This window comes from Arthrobacter sp. TmtSoilC51 (assembly GCF_055388015.1).
On sequence record NZ_AP035877.1, the window covers coordinates 4,695,614 to 4,711,872 of the forward strand.

The 16,259-nt window shown below is 62.2% G+C and carries 18 protein-coding genes; 9 read left to right on the forward strand and 9 right to left on the reverse strand.

All coding sequences use genetic code 11. The features are described from left to right. Positions 1–24: 24 nt before the first annotated feature. The 4 genes from ACZ5G6_RS21430 (at position 25) to ACZ5G6_RS21445 (ending at position 3,552) form a co-directional block, all read left to right on the forward strand. Positions 25–1,128 carry a sulfite oxidase gene (locus ACZ5G6_RS21430; protein ID WP_223934798.1) on the forward strand — a complete coding sequence of 368 codons (1,104 nt, stop codon included), beginning with the start codon at positions 25–27 and terminating at the stop codon, positions 1,126–1,128. 166 nt (positions 1,129–1,294) lie between these two features. After that, positions 1,295–1,672: an RNA-binding S4 domain-containing protein gene (locus ACZ5G6_RS21435; protein WP_223934799.1), complete on the forward strand. Its 378-nt coding sequence runs from the start codon at positions 1,295–1,297 to the stop codon at positions 1,670–1,672. A gap of 237 nt (positions 1,673–1,909) precedes the next feature. Then, positions 1,910–2,581, forward strand: a complete 672-nt coding sequence (locus ACZ5G6_RS21440; RefSeq protein ID WP_498687983.1) for a DUF6318 family protein — start codon at positions 1,910–1,912, stop codon at positions 2,579–2,581. Further along, complete coding sequence (locus tag ACZ5G6_RS21445) at positions 2,578–3,552, forward strand: hypothetical protein (RefSeq protein ID WP_498687986.1); 975 nt, start codon at positions 2,578–2,580, stop codon at positions 3,550–3,552. The genes ACZ5G6_RS21440 and ACZ5G6_RS21445 overlap by 4 nt, the downstream gene beginning before the upstream one ends. Here ACZ5G6_RS21445 and ACZ5G6_RS21450 read toward each other — a convergent pair. The 4 genes from ACZ5G6_RS21450 to ACZ5G6_RS21465 form a co-directional block, all read right to left on the reverse strand. Next, positions 3,549–3,881 carry a hypothetical protein gene (locus ACZ5G6_RS21450; RefSeq protein ID WP_498687988.1) on the reverse strand — a complete coding sequence of 111 codons (333 nt, stop codon included), beginning with the start codon at positions 3,879–3,881 and terminating at the stop codon, positions 3,549–3,551. The two genes, ACZ5G6_RS21445 and ACZ5G6_RS21450, sit on opposite strands and share 4 nt — an antisense overlap. A gap of 171 nt (positions 3,882–4,052) precedes the next feature. Next, positions 4,053–4,514, reverse strand: a complete 462-nt coding sequence (locus ACZ5G6_RS21455) for a DUF3817 domain-containing protein (RefSeq protein WP_498687990.1) — start codon at positions 4,512–4,514, stop codon at positions 4,053–4,055. Positions 4,515–4,575: 61 nt separating this feature from the next. Further along, entirely contained in the window at positions 4,576–5,184 is a 609-nt protein-coding gene (locus ACZ5G6_RS21460) for a hypothetical protein (RefSeq protein ID WP_498687992.1), read from the reverse strand. Positions 5,185–5,262: 78 nt separating this feature from the next. Then, positions 5,263–5,769, reverse strand: coding sequence for a hypothetical protein (locus tag ACZ5G6_RS21465; RefSeq protein ID WP_498687993.1), 507 nt, complete (start codon positions 5,767–5,769; stop codon positions 5,263–5,265). A 100-nt stretch (positions 5,770–5,869) separates the two neighbouring features. Here ACZ5G6_RS21465 and ACZ5G6_RS21470 point away from each other — a divergent pair, with 100 nt between their 5' ends. From ACZ5G6_RS21470 to ACZ5G6_RS21490, 5 genes are all read left to right on the forward strand, one after another. Beyond that, positions 5,870–6,598, forward strand: a complete 729-nt coding sequence (locus tag ACZ5G6_RS21470) for a FadR/GntR family transcriptional regulator (RefSeq protein ID WP_224093488.1) — start codon at positions 5,870–5,872, stop codon at positions 6,596–6,598. Between the two features lie 17 nt (positions 6,599–6,615). Then, positions 6,616–7,620 (forward strand): asparaginase, encoded by a 1,005-nt coding sequence (locus ACZ5G6_RS21475; protein ID WP_498687996.1) that lies wholly within the window; start codon positions 6,616–6,618, stop codon positions 7,618–7,620. Between the two features lie 13 nt (positions 7,621–7,633). Continuing rightward, complete coding sequence (locus tag ACZ5G6_RS21480; RefSeq protein ID WP_498687997.1) at positions 7,634–9,049, forward strand: aspartate ammonia-lyase; 1,416 nt, start codon at positions 7,634–7,636, stop codon at positions 9,047–9,049. Between the two features lie 137 nt (positions 9,050–9,186). Further along, positions 9,187–10,698, forward strand: coding sequence for an amino acid permease (locus ACZ5G6_RS21485; protein ID WP_498687999.1), 1,512 nt, complete (start codon positions 9,187–9,189; stop codon positions 10,696–10,698). Between the two features lie 141 nt (positions 10,699–10,839). Then, positions 10,840–11,511 (forward strand): FadR/GntR family transcriptional regulator, encoded by a 672-nt coding sequence (locus tag ACZ5G6_RS21490; RefSeq protein WP_498688000.1) that lies wholly within the window; start codon positions 10,840–10,842, stop codon positions 11,509–11,511. A gap of 12 nt (positions 11,512–11,523) precedes the next feature. Here the strand turns inward: ACZ5G6_RS21490 and ACZ5G6_RS21495 are convergent, their stop codons facing one another. The 5 genes from ACZ5G6_RS21495 to ACZ5G6_RS21515 are packed head-to-tail and all read right to left on the reverse strand — an operon-like array spanning position 11,524 to position 16,258. Beyond that, a complete protein-coding gene (locus ACZ5G6_RS21495) occupies positions 11,524–12,393 on the reverse strand; it encodes an amidohydrolase family protein (protein ID WP_498688003.1) in 870 nt (289 codons plus the stop codon). Further along, positions 12,386–13,330 (reverse strand): aldo/keto reductase, encoded by a 945-nt coding sequence (locus ACZ5G6_RS21500; protein ID WP_498688005.1) that lies wholly within the window; start codon positions 13,328–13,330, stop codon positions 12,386–12,388. The genes ACZ5G6_RS21495 and ACZ5G6_RS21500 overlap by 8 nt, the downstream gene beginning before the upstream one ends. Continuing rightward, positions 13,327–13,641, reverse strand: coding sequence for an L-rhamnose mutarotase (locus ACZ5G6_RS21505; RefSeq protein ID WP_498688007.1), 315 nt, complete (start codon positions 13,639–13,641; stop codon positions 13,327–13,329). The genes ACZ5G6_RS21500 and ACZ5G6_RS21505 overlap by 4 nt, the downstream gene beginning before the upstream one ends. Next, positions 13,638–14,927 (reverse strand): alpha-L-fucosidase, encoded by a 1,290-nt coding sequence (locus ACZ5G6_RS21510; RefSeq protein WP_498688008.1) that lies wholly within the window; start codon positions 14,925–14,927, stop codon positions 13,638–13,640. The genes ACZ5G6_RS21505 and ACZ5G6_RS21510 overlap by 4 nt, the downstream gene beginning before the upstream one ends. After that, positions 14,924–16,258, reverse strand: a complete 1,335-nt coding sequence (locus ACZ5G6_RS21515; protein WP_498688010.1) for an L-fuconate dehydratase — start codon at positions 16,256–16,258, stop codon at positions 14,924–14,926. Before ACZ5G6_RS21515 ends, ACZ5G6_RS21510 begins: the two co-directional genes overlap by 4 nt. Position 16,259 lies beyond the last annotated feature (1 nt).

Genomic DNA, 16,259 nt, shown 5'->3' on the forward strand with positions numbered 1-16,259 from the left:
AGGTCCAGTAGAACGCCGCCTCCCATGTCCAAACCCCATGTCAAGCAAGATGCGGCGAAAGCCGTCATCCCGGGACAGCCGACCGAAGGTCCCCTGACCCACGAAGAGCTGCAGCTCTCCGGCCGCAACCATTCAATGCCGCTCGAAGCCCTTCACGACGACATCACGCCGGCCGGGCTGCACTACCTGCTGATTCACTTCGATATCCCGCACGTATCCGCTGAGGCATGGCGCCTGCGACTCGGTGGCGCGGTTGATCACAGCTTGGAACTGAGTCTCGACGACATCAAGGCGCGGCCAGCTGTCACCATGCCAGTCACCCTGGAATGCGCAGGCAACGGACGTTCGCTCTTGCAGCCTCGCCCCCTCAGCCAACCGTGGGTGCTGGGAGCCGTAGGCACAGCAGAATGGACCGGAACTCCTTTGGCACCACTGCTGGAGGAGGCAGGGTTGGCGAGTGACGCCGTCGAACTTGTCTTTACGGGCGCCGACAGCGGTATCCAAGGTGGGGTCGAGGAGCCGTACGCCCGCAGTCTTTCGATCGCCGAAGCGATGCACCCTGAAGTCATGTTGGTCTACGCCATGAACGGCAACCCGCTACCGATCCAGCACGGTTTCCCGCTGCGGCTCCTGGTGCCCGGCTGGTATGGGATGGCAAGTGTGAAGTGGCTGACGTCCATTGAGGCAGTGACTTCACGTTTCATGGGATTCCAACAGGCAGTTGCGTATCACTATCTCCAGGGGCCCGATGGGCCAGGCTTGCCGGTGACACATATTCGCGTCCGATCCCTGATGGTGCCCCCAGGGATTCCTGACTTCTTTACCCGACGCCGGGTAGTCGATGCTGGTCCTGTCATGCTGCACGGCAGGGCGTGGTCAGGGCACGGAGAAGTGGAACGGGTGGAGGTGGGGATCGACGGCGAGTGGATGCCGGCCCACCTGGAACCCGCAGTAGGTGACTTTGCCTGGCGTTCATGGACCATGGTCTGGGTCGCGAGCCCGGGCGAGCACGAGTTGCGGTGCCGTGCCATGGACTCCTCAGGTGCGCTGCAGCCGAGCGACCAGGTGTGGAACTACCAGGGCATCGGGAACAATATGGCCCAACGGGTTGAGGTGACTGTTCGGTAGGGGTTTCCCGGGGCGGCCCTCCCACCGAGAATGGCTCCTGCCTCGAAAACGCTGGAACGCTGCGTGTTCGCCCGGACCTTTCCCTGCGATCTCGAAGCATTCCCCCGGTCTCGCACTTTCCGCGTTCTCCCTTGGCACTGTCGCCGGGACTAGACTCGTGTCAATCATGAGTAGCCCGACTTCTTCCCCAGCAACCGTCCGCATCGACGCTTGGCTGTGGGCGATCCGCGCCTACAAAACCCGTTCCGCGGCCACAACTGCTTGCCGTGCGGGACACATTCGCATCAATGGCAACCCTGTCAAAGCGTCGCAAACTGTGATCATTGGCGACACCATCCGCGTGCGCGAATCCGGGTGGGAACGGATCCTCGAAGTACGGCGACTGATCGCGAAACGCGTCGGCGCCGAGGCTGCGTCCCACTGCTTCACCGACCACACTCCCCCGCGGCCGGTGGCTCCAAAGCTCGGCCTTCCCCAGCGCGACCGCGGTGCCGGCCGACCCACCAAGAAGGACCGGCGGGACATGGAAAAATTGCGGGGGTAGTTGCTGTTTCTGGGCCTTTGGGAATTCGGCGCGCTGTTGCTGGATCATCGGGGTGGTCATGGATTCAAGACCGCGGAAAAATTGGGATCGGCGGGTTGCCTGGGCGAATGATCCAGCAGTCTCTCTGCTGCTTCGGCCGATAGTTATCCACAACCGGTTCTCTTCGACGTGAATCCCACATACAGCCCCGCCTAGACTGGCCGACACATCGCCAAACAGCTGCTGGGGGAGCCTGTCATGTCACGCCTTTCTGCCAATTCTTCACGTGCCCTTGTTCGAGGAGCGGTCTTCGGACTGACAGCCTCGTTACTTCTCACTGGTTGCCAGGGCGGCAGCACCTCGGGCAGCGCACCTTCCGAAACAAGCACGACGACGGCGTCGCCCACCTCGAGCGGTTCGCCGCAAGGTCCTTCGGCCTCGGCCACTTCCGCTCCCCCAGGCGTGTACAAGCCAGCCGACGCGAAGGGCAAGGCAGAGAATGTGCCGGTGCCTGTGATGCCCGAGGTGGCGAAGGAGAACACAAAGGAGGGGCTGGAGGCGTTTATCCGGTATTGGTTTCAGTTGTTCAGCTACGCATATGAGACAGGCGAAACGACTGCTGTTATGGAGCACTCGTCAATGACATGTGTGCTCTGCGGTCATCTCGTAAAATCCATAAACGCCAACTACATGGACGATCGCTGGCTTGTAGGGGGAACGTTTCAGACGCCTGTAGTCGAAGTGCTCTGGGATCCAGCGTTGTCTTCGCAGGAGGGCAAGTTGCAGCTAATCCAGCAGGAAATTCACTACTTCGATCGAGGAGGGTCGGAAAGTCGTTCGGCTACCGCAGCAACCAATGACGCGGCTGCCTTCTTTGCTGACTATCGTGACGGTTCTTGGCAGACCACAGATGTGGGCATCATCCGATGAGGCCTCTTAAAGCGGCGTACGCGGTTGCACTTGCTGTCACACTGCTCATTCCAACTTTCGAGGAGGTCACAGTCACCAGGATCGCTTTAGACCCGAAGACCGAATCCAGATCAGAGCCTGCCCCAGATGCAGGTTTCCAGGAAGGCTCGGCCTACGTCGGCGCTGTGTGGCAATTCGATCCCGCCACCGGCAAATCAGTGCCCAAGCTGGACGGCTCATCCGCCCCGGACGATCCCTACCAGTACATGCCGGATGTTCACTGCCGCTCGGGTGGTACGGACACTCCGGACAAGGGATGCCTAGCGATGGAATGCCCTGCCAAAACACCTGGTGGTGAAGAAGGAACACCTGTGATCTGGAGGCAAGCTCCGAAGTCAATCGCGAATCCGCAGTGGACAGATTATCCGGCGATCAGCGGACCCACCTGCCTGTACGACGCCCAACCCGAGAACGTCCTGGCGAACATCGCAGCCCGGATCCTGAACGACTTCCGCCAACTACCGATCAACCCAGGAACCCTCGAAGCCCAACCCTTCCCCCACACCCTCAAAGGCGGGCCAACAAACTTCTACACCACCGCCACCGAACAAGCCTTCAACGTCATCATCCTCGGCCAAGCCGTCCACCTGACCGCCACCCCGGCAAGCTTCACCTACAACTTCGGCGACACCACCAGCCTCGGCCCCACCCCCGCAGCCGGCTACGCCATCCCCGAAGCCGACTGGCTCCTCAACAGAACCCGCACCAGCCACATCTACACAGAAACAGGCAACTACCCTGCCACCATCACCACCAGCTTCACCGGCACCTACTCCGTGAACAACGGCCCACCACTGCCCATCAACGGAACACTGGACCTAACCACCCCACCCAAAACCATCCAGGTCTGGAAAACAGAACGAGCACTCGTCGCCGACACCTGCCAGGAAAACCCCAAATCCTGGGGCTGCCCCGAGGCTCCTCGGCTTTAGGGTGAGTCGTGCAGAATGGCAGGAAGGAAGTCCCGCCTGTCCAGTTCCCTCACCAAGAGCGGCGTCAATACACTGGGCGCGAGGCGAAGCCGGTAGCTTCGCTTCCCGTCACCAATCGGTTCGATGACTCCTCGCTCCAAGAGTCTCCGGATTCCTTGGCTCCGGGATGCCGCAGAACCAGGGAACGCAGATTGAAGGTCCGCCGCCTTCACCTCAGTCTTCCGGGCAATGATGATGAGAGCATCTGTTTCCGTCTTGGTAAAACGGGCCGCTTCTAGCCCACGCTGGATGGCCGGCGCGACCAGCCCGTTGGACCCCTGAGACAGCATCAACAATCGAAGTCCTGTTCCCTTCGATCCGGGCGCTCATCGGGCTCGAATCCCAACCGATTTCGAGGGCAGCGATGGGGAGCCTATCCAATATGCTTCCCATCGCTTGTGAAGCATGGTCCGCAAAGAGCAGGTGCAAAGAAGGTCTGGAAGCCGCGGAGCGCAACGGGATCAGGAGAACCACGTGTCCGGCGGCCCCATGAAGAGAAGGAAGCTGAACACGCCAGCCACGCCCGCCAAGACAATCACAACGGCCAGGATCGGGTTTCCGAGAACCCAAGCCTGCACCTTCTCCAGTCCGCCTTGAGGTTCCTCTCTCCCCTCAGCCAGTCGCCACCCGCCAGCAAGGAGACCCCGACGATCGAGCGACTTTTCCAAGGGAATCGTGGCGTATGGGATCACCGCTGAGACGATGGCGATCAGACCTGTTCGGGCCCGCCATTTCTGGTTGATCCACGTGAAGGCGGCTGTGGCTGCATAGCAAAGGAAGACAAAGCCGTGGATGCCTCCGGCTACGCTCACGCCTAGGTCTGTGGTGTGCGTGACGTATTTAAGGAACAGCCCGATCAGCAACAGCGTCCACGTCACGGCTTCGGCAAAAGCAACGGTACGAAACAGGGTGCGGGGCTGCATGGAAGTCCTTGGGCTGGGAAACGGGAGTCCCGACCAATTTACCGTGACAGGACAAAAGCGTTCAGCCCAGGGGCGGAAGCGAGTCCCGGTTCCGGATCTGCGAGTCCCCGAATTCAACGGGCACTGGGGCAATCTCCATCGGCGGCTCGTGGCGGGTCCGGGCCTTGCCAACGGCGATATGGGGCAACCAGCGTGGTGACCTGTAGCCAAGGGCCGGTGAGCTCAGGATGAAGTCGTCAATGTTGTCCAGGCCCAGGTCATCCAAAAGCACATGGAGCCCCTGAACCAGAAGGGCCTGATAGTCATGCACCTCCTGGGGAACGTCCACTTCCAATCCCATGAGACGGCCCCCACCCAGAGGGATCAGTTTGTCCGACTTCCCCAGGAACCCTTGCAATACAGGCAACTCCGTCAACCAACCCACAATCTCCGGAAGTACGTTCTCTGGCCGCGACATTCCTTTGGTCCAGGCTTCAATGTCCTGGACCAAGTCATCGAGAATACCCAGGTGGAGCAACGTCATGTGCAGCCCTTGCGGCCTGCGAAGAGAGTCGACGTAACGGCTCAGTCCCTCATAATCGGGTTGCCCGGCACCTACGCGGAGGACAGGCACCTCGATGGTGATCCGGGATCCATGCGGTTTGCCTCCAGCGGGGTTACTGGCCGTCATGCATGACATTATGCGCCGTTCGCGGCTCCTGTGGCAGGCCCTCAACGCAAGCCGCGTGCCGCCGTCGTACTTGACGCCTTACTTCCTGGATCGGGCCTGAACCAGGTTCGCAAACGGTAGTCGGCCATGGGTCGCAACGAAATCAGCGTGGTAGGCGGCCTCGGCTGCGTTCACCTCGGAAGGAGGGAGTTCCTTCCACGCGATGATCAGGTCCAAGGCATCCCGGAGCTGCCAGATGAGGCGGGCGTCCCAGACGACGGTGGGTCGCCCGCGGCCGTAATCCATGAACTCCTGGATCTGCTTCCGAAGCCCCCGGTTCCCCTGGCTTCCGGCGCTGGCTTTGCCTAGGTACAGCAGGGAAGCGTCCGGAACCCACTCCGCTTCCAGAGCCTCGCGCTTGAGTGACGGGTCCTTTTTCTTGAAGGTTCCCGCGGTGCTCTTGTTCAGGTAAACGGGCTCGAAGCCGGCGGGGCAAAGCAGGGCAAAGACCCCCGGACCTTGGGGGACGCGCATGACGTCGAGCTCGTCCAGGGGTCGGAAGCCTGTGAAACCTTGGGCGGTGAGCGACTTTTTCGTGAAGAGCATGGTCCATTGTGTCAACCATGAGCTAGCCGCCAGCCACCAAAGCCTGAAGCAAGCCTTTCAGCGTTGACACGGCCTTGTGACCCGTGCCATATTCGATAACGTGAACCTGTCAGACAGCCGGACAGCCGGACAGCCAGCCCCCCAAGGCTCTTCCGCTGGGCATACGCCGATCTCGCGCATTTCCGCGGCTGAGGCGGTCTTCGCAGCACTCAGGAGGGCCATCGAGGGCGGCCAGTTCGATATCGGTACCAAGCTGAGCTCTGAAGCAACGCTCGCAGCCCAGTACGGTGTGAGCCGCTCGGTCATCCGCGAAGCCCTGCGGTCCTGCAACACGCTGGGGCTGACCGTGACCAAGACCGGCAAGGGCACGTTCATTGTGGCCAACAAGGTCGCCAATGACCTTACCTTGGGTCAGTACAGTGCGCGTGATCTGAACGAAGCACGTCCACACATTGAGATTCCCGCAGCCGGACTGGCAGCCCAGCGCCGCACGGAAGAAGAACTTGAGCACCTGAAGGACATCGTCCAGGAAATGCTCAATGAAAACGATCCCGAGGCCTGGGTTAACCTGGACGCCAGCTTCCATTCCGCCGTCGCCCGGGCCAGCGGCAACCGGGTGTTCGCCAGCGTCGTCTCCGATATCCGTGACGCCTTGGCCCACCAGTCCGAAACCCTCAACCTCGTCGCCGACCGGCAACACCGCTCGGACGAGGAACATGTTGCCGTGCTGAACGCAATCGAAGCAGGCGACGCCGAAGCCGCGAGCAAAGCGATGGCCGATCACCTTCAGGCCGTCAGCGTCGCACTGGACACGATCCTCAGCAAATGAACCACCCAAAGGACACCATGCCCCAAGTGACCGCGGCAGCAGCGGCCCAAACAGCACAGAGAACGCCAAGCCACGTCCCGCTCGTCGAACAGACCCGCGACGGCTTGGTGGAGAGCATCCACTACGGATCGCTGATCGCCCTCAATGCCGATGGCAGCAGTGCCATCGAAGCCGGCGAGCCGGACGCGCCGATGTACCCGCGCTCCTCCCTTAAGCCGCTCCAGGCCGTAGCACTCCTCCGCGCCGGCTTGGACATCCCCCAGAACCTCCTCGCCCTCACAGCCGCCAGCCATTCCGGCGCGGCAATGCACCGCGACGGCGCCGCCGAAATCCTGGCGCTTCATGGCCTGACCGAAGCGGTGCTGGGCAACAGCACGGACCTGCCATACGGCGTCGCTGAGCGCGAAGAGTGGCTCCGCGCCGGCAACGGCCCCACCCAACTTGCGCAGAACTGCTCCGGCAAGCACGCCTCCATGACTGCAGTCTGCGTTATCAACGGTTGGCCGGTGGAGGGCTACCTGAACCCGGAACACCCGCTTCAGGTCCTGGTTCGTGACACCATCACCGAACTGACCGGCGAGGATGCGGCGGCTGTGAGCACCGATGGCTGCGGCACACCGCTGTTTGCCCACACGCTGCACGGCATGGCCCGCGCTTATGGCCGCTTGGCCGCCGCTGACCAAAGCACCCACGAGGGCAAAGTTGCCCACGCCATGCGCCGCTTCCCCGAGATGGTCGCCGGTGAAGGCCGCGACGTCACCGCGCTGATGCGCGCCGTCCCGGGGCTGCTTGCCAAGGACGGTTTTGAAGGCCTCCAACTGGTGGGCTTGCCGGACGGCCGCGGCATCGCCGTGAAGATCTCCGACGGCGGTGACCGCGCGCGGATGCCCGTCACCGTTGAGATTCTCCGCCAGTTGGGGGTCGACGACGGCAGCTTGGACACGCTTCACAGCCCACCGGTGCTGGGCGGCGGCCTTCCGGTCGGCGAGCTCCGCGCAGCGCAATTTTTCAGCAAGAACTAAACCAAGGACAGCTATGACCACCGTCGATCAGGCGATCCCCATCCGCTCCGAACACGACCTCCTGGGGGACCGCGATATTCCCGCGAACGCCTACTGGGGCGTTCACACCCTCCGGGCAATCGAGAATTTCCCCATCACAGGACAGCCGCTGTCCACCAACCGCCACTTGGTCCGCGGCCTCGCTGCGGTAAAACAAGCGGCAGCTCGCACCAACCATGAGCTCGGCCTGCTGGATGCCGAACGCGCCGGAGCCATCGATCAGGCGTGCCAGGACGTCATGGATGGCATGCTCCAGGAGCAGTTCATGGTGGATGTGATCCAGGGCGGCGCGGGTACGAGTTCCAACATGAACGCCAACGAGGTCATCGCCAACCGTGCCTTGGAAATCCTTGGCCACCCCAAGGGCGACTACTCCAAGCTGCACCCCAATGACCACGTCAACCTGAGCCAGTCCACCAACGATGTCTACCCCACCGCGGTGAACCTCGCCACGATCTTCTCCGTGAAGGAACTCCTCCTCGCGCTGGAAGAACTCGAGCTGGCATTTGCCGAGAAGGGCCGTGAATTCCGCACGGTTGTGAAGATGGGCCGCACCCAGCTTCAGGACGCCGTTCCCATGACCTTGGGACAGGAATTCGGCGGATACGCGGTGACCATCGGCGAGGACCGTGCGCGCCTGGACGAGTCCCACATGCTGATCCATGAGATCAACCTTGGAGCCACCGCCATTGGCACGGGCCTGAACGCTCCGGTCGGTTACGCAGATGCTGCCTGCCGTCACCTGGCAGAAATCACTGGCCTTCCGCTCCTCACGTCGGCTGACCTCATCGAGGCCACGCAGGACGTCGGCGCCTTCGTGCACCTGTCCGGTGTGCTCAAGCGCGTGGCAGTTAAGCTCTCCAAGATTTGCAACGACCTCCGCCTGCTGTCCTCCGGACCGCGTGCGGGTTTGGGCGAGATCAACCTGCCGGCTGTACAGTCCGGCTCGTCGATCATGCCCGGCAAGATCAATCCGGTGATCCCGGAAGTGGTCAGCCAAGTGGCTTACGAGGTAATCGGCAACGATGTCACAGTCACCATGGCCGCGGAGGCGGGCCAGCTTCAGCTGAACGCCTTCGAACCGATCATTGTGCACAGCCTGCACAAGAGCATCTCCCACCTGGAAGCAGCGTGCCGCACCCTTACGGCACGCTGCGTCCGGGGCATCACCGCAAACACCGAACGGCTACGGCTTACCGTGGAGCAGTCGATCGGTCTCGTCACGGCATTGAACCCCCACATCGGTTATGCCTCCGCCACGGCCATCGCCCAAGAAGCGCTGGCTACCGGCAAGGGTGTTGCAGAACTCGTCCTGGAGCACGGTCTGCTGACCGCTGCCCAGCTTGAGGAACTGCTCAGCCCGGAACGTCTGGCAAACCTGAGCAAGTAAGCCGAAACCGGCCAGTAAGCCCAGCGGCTCAAGAGAGCCCGCCCGATACGGCACACCCCACGAGGCCCTGTCCTGCGCTCCGGCCCTCGACCGGACGCGTTCAGGACACCCCCAACAGGACACCCCTAAGGATTCCAATGACCAACCCACCCATCACGGACCACACGGTCCCGGCCCAGGCGCATGCCAGCGAGAAAGCCCTCCACACGGAGGACAAGGGCTACCACAAGGATCTGAAGCCCCGCCAGATCCAGATGATCGCGATCGGCGGTGCAATCGGCACCGGCCTGTTCCTCGGCGCTGGTGGCCGCCTCAACGCAGCTGGCCCTTCCCTCGTCATCGCGTATGCCGTTTGTGGCTTCTTCGCTTTCCTGATCCTCCGCGCGCTCGGTGAACTCGTTCTCCACCGCCCGTCGTCGGGATCCTTCGTTTCTTACGCCCGTGAGTTCTTCGGTGAGAAGGCAGCCTTTGTTTCTGGCTGGTTCTACTGGATCAACTGGGCCACCACCACCATTGTGGACATCACAGCAGCGGCGCTGTACATGAACTTCTTTGGCAAATATGTCCCTTGGATCGGAGTCGTTCCGCAGTGGGCCTGGGCGCTTATCGCACTTGTCGTGGTCCTCTGCTTGAACCTGGTTTCGGTCAAGGTCTTCGGCGAGCTTGAATTCTGGTTCGCCCTGGTCAAGGTCGCTGCGTTGGTGGCCTTCCTGGTGGTAGGCAGCTACTTCGTCATCTTCGGCACCCCCGTCGATGGCCAGGAAGTTGGCTTCAGCCTCCTCTCGGACAATGGCGGCATCTTCCCCAACGGCATTCTTCCCATGATCATCCTCATGCAGGGTGTGCTGTTCGCCTACGCATCGATCGAACTCATCGGCACCGCTGCCGGTGAAACTCCCAACCCGGAGAAGATCATGCCCAAGGCCATCAACTCCGTGGTCTTCCGAATCGCAGTGTTCTACGTTGGCTCGGTTATCCTCCTGGCTCTGCTGCTCCCGTACACCTCGTACGAGAAGGGCGTCAGCCCGTTCGTGACGTTCTTCGGTTCCATCGGCATCCAGGGCGTGGACGTCATCATGAACCTCGTGGTCCTCACCGCGGCGCTGTCCTCGCTGAACGCCGGCCTGTACTCCACCGGCCGTATCCTGCGCTCGATGTCTGTTGCCGGCTCCGCCCCGAAATTTGCCCAGCGCATGAACAAGGCCGGTGTTCCCTACGGTGGCATTGCGATCACTGCCGGCGTCTCGCTGCTTGGCGTTCCGCTGAACTACCTCGTCCCGTCACAGGCGTTCGAGATCGTCCTGAATGTTGCCTCCGTTGGCATCATCGTCACCTGGGCCACCATCGTCCTGTGCCAGATGCAGCTCAAACGCTGGGCAGACAAGGGCTGGCTCAAGCGCCCGTCATTCCGGATGTTCGGGGCGCCTTACACGGGCTACCTCTCGCTCCTGTTCCTGGTGGGCGTCTTGGTGATGGTCTTCATCGATTCCCCGCTCACCATGCTGGTCACGGCCATCGCGTGTGCACTCATGGTGGTGGGCTGGTACCTGTGCCGCAAGCAGATCCACGAGCTTGCTGCGACCCGAGACGGCTACACCGGCAGCGCCCCGGTGGTTGCGAACCGTCCCATGCGCGGCGGCGACTCCTAACAACAGCCCCAAACAGCGCCCGACGGCGGCACCTGGGTTCCGTGACAACGGAACGCAAGTGCCGCCGTCGTTGGTTAACGAACCCAACTAGGGGAACGCGCCTAAGCCAGACATCCGATGATTGGCGACTACTATTGGTCCATGGCTGTCACAGATGAGGCGATTGGCAAGATTAAGGACATGCTGATCCGCGGCGAACTCAAGGCCGGCGACCGCTTGCCACCAGAGAAGGAACTGAGCGAAAGGCTCGGCCTTTCGCGGAGTTCCCTGCGTGAAGCAGTAAAGGCCCTGGAGCTGATCCGCGTGCTCGATGTTCGCCGCGGCGATGGAACCTACGTCACCAGCCTCGACGCCAAACTCCTCAACGAAGCCGTAGCTTTTGTGGTTGACCTTCATCAGGACCGTTCCATCCTGGAGCTTTTTGAGGTCCGACGAATCCTGGAACCCGCCACCGCCCACCTTGCCGCCGGCAAGATCGGCCCGGATGAGCTCACTGCCCTCCGTGCCACCATGGATGGGATCGACGAAAATACGGACGTCGAAGAACTCGTAGCCCACGATCTCGAATTCCACCGAATCATCACCGAGGCCGCCGGAAACGACTACCTTGGCAGCCTCTTGGAAGCCCTGTCCAGCAGCACAGTCCGAGCCCGGATCTGGCGTGGACTGACGCAGGAAAAAGCCGTGGCCCACACACTGGCAGAACACCGCGCCATCGTCGACGCCTTGGAACGCCGCGATGCCGAACTCGTCCGGGCACTCGTGACGGTCCACATCAGCGGCGTGGAGAACTGGCTGCGGCTGGCGCTCTAAACCCTGTGAACCCTAAGCCTGGGGAATGGGTGTGACAGGCAGTCCGTAGGTTCGGATCGCTGTCGCCTCCAGCACGGCATCCTGTTCAGGGACGCCCAGCGAAGAGATGAGCTCCAACAACACATCCAACGTCCTGCCGTAGGGCGCACCCAAGGTGCTGACCGGCCAGTCGCTGCCGATCATCAAGCGATCGGGACCGAAGGCTTCCAGTGCTTCGTCGAACAAGGGCCGCAACGAATCAGCGGAGTACTCGATGCCGGGCAGGTGCAACCCGGACACTTTGGCCACCGTGTTGGGCAGCCGCCCAAGTTCCCGAAAATCAGAGCGCCAGACGTCCATCGCAGCGGCGTCGGCAAGGGGCGGCTTGCCTAGATGGTCCAGAACAACAGTCAGCTCCGGAAAATCGCGGGCAAGCCGGACGGCGGCACCGAGATGCCGAGGGAAGGCATCCGGGACATCGAAGGCGAGGCCGCGTGCAGCAACCAAGGCCAGTGATTCGCGGACCTCGGGCAGGTCAAGGAAGTTATCCCGGGGATCATCGTGCACCAGGTGCCGCACGCCCCTGAAAACGGAATGGGCGGCGAAGCGGTCCAGTTGGGACGCGGCTTCCGCGGGAGAGTCCAGTTGGATCCACCCCACGACGCCGAGTACCCAAGGATTCCTCGCGGCAACGGCCAGCATGCTCTCAGTGTCAGCAACCGTATCGTCCGCCTGGACCAGCACTGCTCCCCTGATTCCCGCTGCGGCCAGGACCTCACCTGCCTCATCCTCGCCGAAGCTGCGGAACAGCGCGCTGTGCTGCGGACCCAGCCATGGGTAGGGCCGGACACCTCCCGTTACGAAGGTATCGAGATTCCACAGGTGCAGATGCGCGTCAATCACGCCCCAGCGCCTCCAACGCGTCCCACAATTCTTCCGGCACGGATTCCCGCATACGGCGGGCGTTCGAGGTGACCTGTTCAGGCCTACTGGCCCCGACTGTCACGTTCACCACGGCCGGATGCCGCAAGGGGAACTGGAGTGCCGCCGTCGGAAGTTCCACCCCGAAGTCCTGGCAGACAGCCGCAAGTGCACGCGCACGCTCAACCACTGCACGCGGGGCGCGGTCGTAGTTGTAGTGCGCGTCTTCAGGGACTTCGGGACGGGCGAGGAGCCCGGAGTTGTACACACCGACGTTGACGACGCCGGTGCGGCGCTCCACGCAGCGGTCCAGCAACGGGACGCTGGGCTGCTCGAGCAGCGTGTACCGGCCGGCGAGCATGACAAGGTCCAGGTCCGCGGCCTGGACACACTCAAGGGCGGCCTCCGCGGAGTTGGTGCCGACGCCGATGGCTTTGACCAAGCCCTCGGCGCGCAGCTTCTCCAAAGCGGGCAAGGCATGCGCGATTCCTGCCTGGAGATCGTGGACGTCGGGGTCATGGAGGTAGGCGATGTCAACGTGGTCCAAGCCCAGGCGCTCCAGGGAATCCTCCAGGCTGCGTCGGACTCCGGCTTCGGAGAAGTCCCACACGCGCGTGCTGGTGGCGGGGACATCGAAGCCCTCGGGGTCACGGCCACCGGAGCCGTTGGGTTTCAGCAAGCGGCCCACTTTGGTGGAGATAACGAAGTCTTCACGGGGTTTGTCCCGGAGGACGGCGCCCAATCTCTGCTCGGACAAGCCAAGGCCGTAGTGGGGAGCGGTGTCGAAGTAACGGAATCCTGAATCCCAGGCGGCCAAGACAGTGGCCAGGGCTTCGCCATCGGGGATGGCCTTGTACAGGTTTCCGATGCCGGCACCGCCGAATCCGAGCCTGCCGAGATTGAGTGGTTCAGAGTTCATGGCAGTTCCCATACTTTCTGGATACCCAAATCGTTCCCGGAGTAATCGTCCTCAACCTCAAGAAGTTCTGCCATTCGAGCCTGCCACGGAACGTTGGCTGGATGGTCCGCGAGCGCATGGCGCATGGCTTGGTAGTCCTCGACGTCCACCACATGGAAAAGGTCCAGCCCGCTGCGCCAGATCCTCCAATTCCGTACACCGGCTCCTTTAAGGGCTTCAACGAGTTCGGGCGGAATGTTCGCGTGGGCGTCAGCGTATGCCTCTTCGGTTCCAGGCTTGAGCCGCGTATGGAGGGCGATGCTCTGAGTCACTCTGCGACCCCGGGCTTCAGGAACAGCTCAAGAACGGGCAAAGCGACATCGGGCCGCTGGACGGGGAGCTTGATGGTCAGGGTACCTGCCGGTTGGCCTCCGGGAGTCATGTTCATGGCTTGCTGTGCGGGATCCACCTCTTCCAGGAAGACCTCGGACGCATCGTTCAGGAGTTGGGCATACTCCACTTTGCCGGCCAGGTCCGGGAGATGGACGTATTCAAAAGGCCAGGCGAAGAGGTGCACGTACAGCCTGTTGCCGCGCTGGGTGTAGCGGGCATCCGGAGGTGCCGTGAACTGCGAGGTCCCCGCGCCGTAAATCGAGCGGGAATGCAGCTTCATCCACTCGCCGATCCCTTCCAGGGAGGCGAGCGCCCGGGGGTCGATGCTGCCCCTGCCAGTTGGACCGACATTAAGCAGGAGGTTGCCGCCCTTGGAGACGCCATCCACCAGCATTCGGATGAGCAGGTCCACGGATTTGTAGTTGAGGTTGTCACGGTCGTAACCCCAACTGCCGTTCAGGGTCTGGCAGGCCTCCCAGGTGACGGGGACGCCGTCCACCATCATGGGCCCGGCCGGCTGGTACTGCTCCGGAGTGACGAAGTCTCCGGGAATACCCAGGCGGTCGTTGACCACTATCCCCGGCTGCAGTTCCCGCACCATGGCGAGCAAGGCTTCCGAGTCCCAGTCCTTGGCACCCTTGCCACCCCAGAACTCTGCGTGTTCGGTTCCCGCGTAGGAGAAATCGAAGAACAGGTAGTCGATGCTGCCGTAGTTACCCAGGAGCTCGCGCACTTGGCCGTGCAGGTACTCTCGGTAGCGCGCCATGTCGCGTCCGGCGTTGAGGTTTTCGACGTCGGCTGCGTTGCGTTGGGGGTGCACGCCGTCGATGGTGAAGTCCGGGTGGTGCCAGTCGATCAGCGAATGGTAGAAACCGACTTTGAGCCCTTCAGCCCGCAGCGCTTCCACGTAGGACGCGATCAGGTCACGGCCCGCTGGCGTGTTGGTCGCTTTGTAGTCCGTCAGGGCTGAGTCCCACAGGCAGAAGCCGTCGTGATGCTTTGTAGTGAGGACCACGTATTTCATGCCGGTCCTGCGGGCGACCCGTGCCCACTCGCGGGGATCGTAGAGGTCGGGGTCGAAACGGCGGAAGTACTTGGAATACTCCTCCACAGTGGTTTCCTCCCGGTTCATCACCCACTCGTGCCGGGCGGGCAGGGCGTAGAGGCCCCAGTGCACGAACATGCCAAAGCGTGCTTCTTCGAACCAAGGTGCGTGCTGGATCAACGGGATACCTTCCTGGTGGGCTCGGCTTCTTTGCTGGGGGCCCAGACGGGGCCGTCGGGGAAGGCATATTCGGCCAGTGTTTCACGGACCATTTCGTTGCCCGCACCCGGAGCCGACGGCGGCCAGTAGGCGCCGCTGCGGACGTCCACAGGGGTGATGAAGTGCTGGTGCAGATGGTCCACGAACTCGATCATCCTGCCTTCCTTGGTACCCGAGACGGCAACGAAGTCGAACATGGACAGGTGCTGTACTGCCTCGCACAGCCCCACGCCGCCGGCGTGCGGACACACCCGCACCCCGAACTTGGCAGCGAGCAACAGGATGGCGATGTTCTCGTTGACCCCTGCTACACGGGCTGCATCAATCTGCAGGACCTGGAGGGAACCAGCTTGGAGCATCTGCTTGAACACCACGCGGTTTTGGACGTGCTCCCCTGTTGCGACAGGGATGGGGGCAACCCCGCGGGCAATTGCCGCGTGCCCCAGGACATCATCAGGACTCGTGGGTTCCTCTATCCAGGCGATGTCATAGGGCGCCAAGTGGGCCATCCAATCGATGGCTTCCTGCACATCCCAGCGCTGGTTGGCGTCGACCGCGATCTTGATATCCGGTCCCACTGCCTCGCGGGCAATGCCTACGCGTCGGATATCGTCCTCCAAAGAGGCGCCTACCTTGAGCTTGATCTGTGCAAACCCATCGGCCACCGCTTCCTTGGCCAGGCGTGTGAGTTTCTCGTCGCTGTAACCCAGCCATCCCGGCGTCGTGGTGTACGCCGGGTAGCCTTCAGCGCGAAGGGCTACTTTGCGTTGCTCCTTGCCCGGCTCCGCTGCGCGAAGAATCGCCAGCGCTTCATCCGGAGTGAGGGCATCGGTGAGGTACCGGAAGTCCACTACGGCCACGAGTTCCTCAGAACTCATGTCTGCGAGCAGCTCCCAGAGCGGCAGTCCTGCCCGCTTGGCTTTCAGGTCCCAGAGGGCGTTCACCACCGCGCCGATCGCCATATGCATCACACCTTTCTCCGGGCCAAGCCAGCGGAGTTGGGAATCGTGCGCCATCAGCCTCCAGGTAGCGCCCATGTCGTCCAGGAGATCCTCCACGTTGCGGCGCAGGATGTGCTCCCGGAGCGCGTCGAGGGCGGCCGTCTCTACCTCGTTCCCGCGCCCGATCGTGAAAACAAAGCCGTGGCCTTCATGCCCGTCTTCGGCGTCGGTGCGAATAATCAGGTAGGCCGCTGAATAGTCGGGGTCCGGATTCATGGCGTCCGAGCCATCGAGGTCCTGTGAAGTGGGAAAGCGGATATCGAAAGTGTCCACTGCAGTGATGACGCTCATT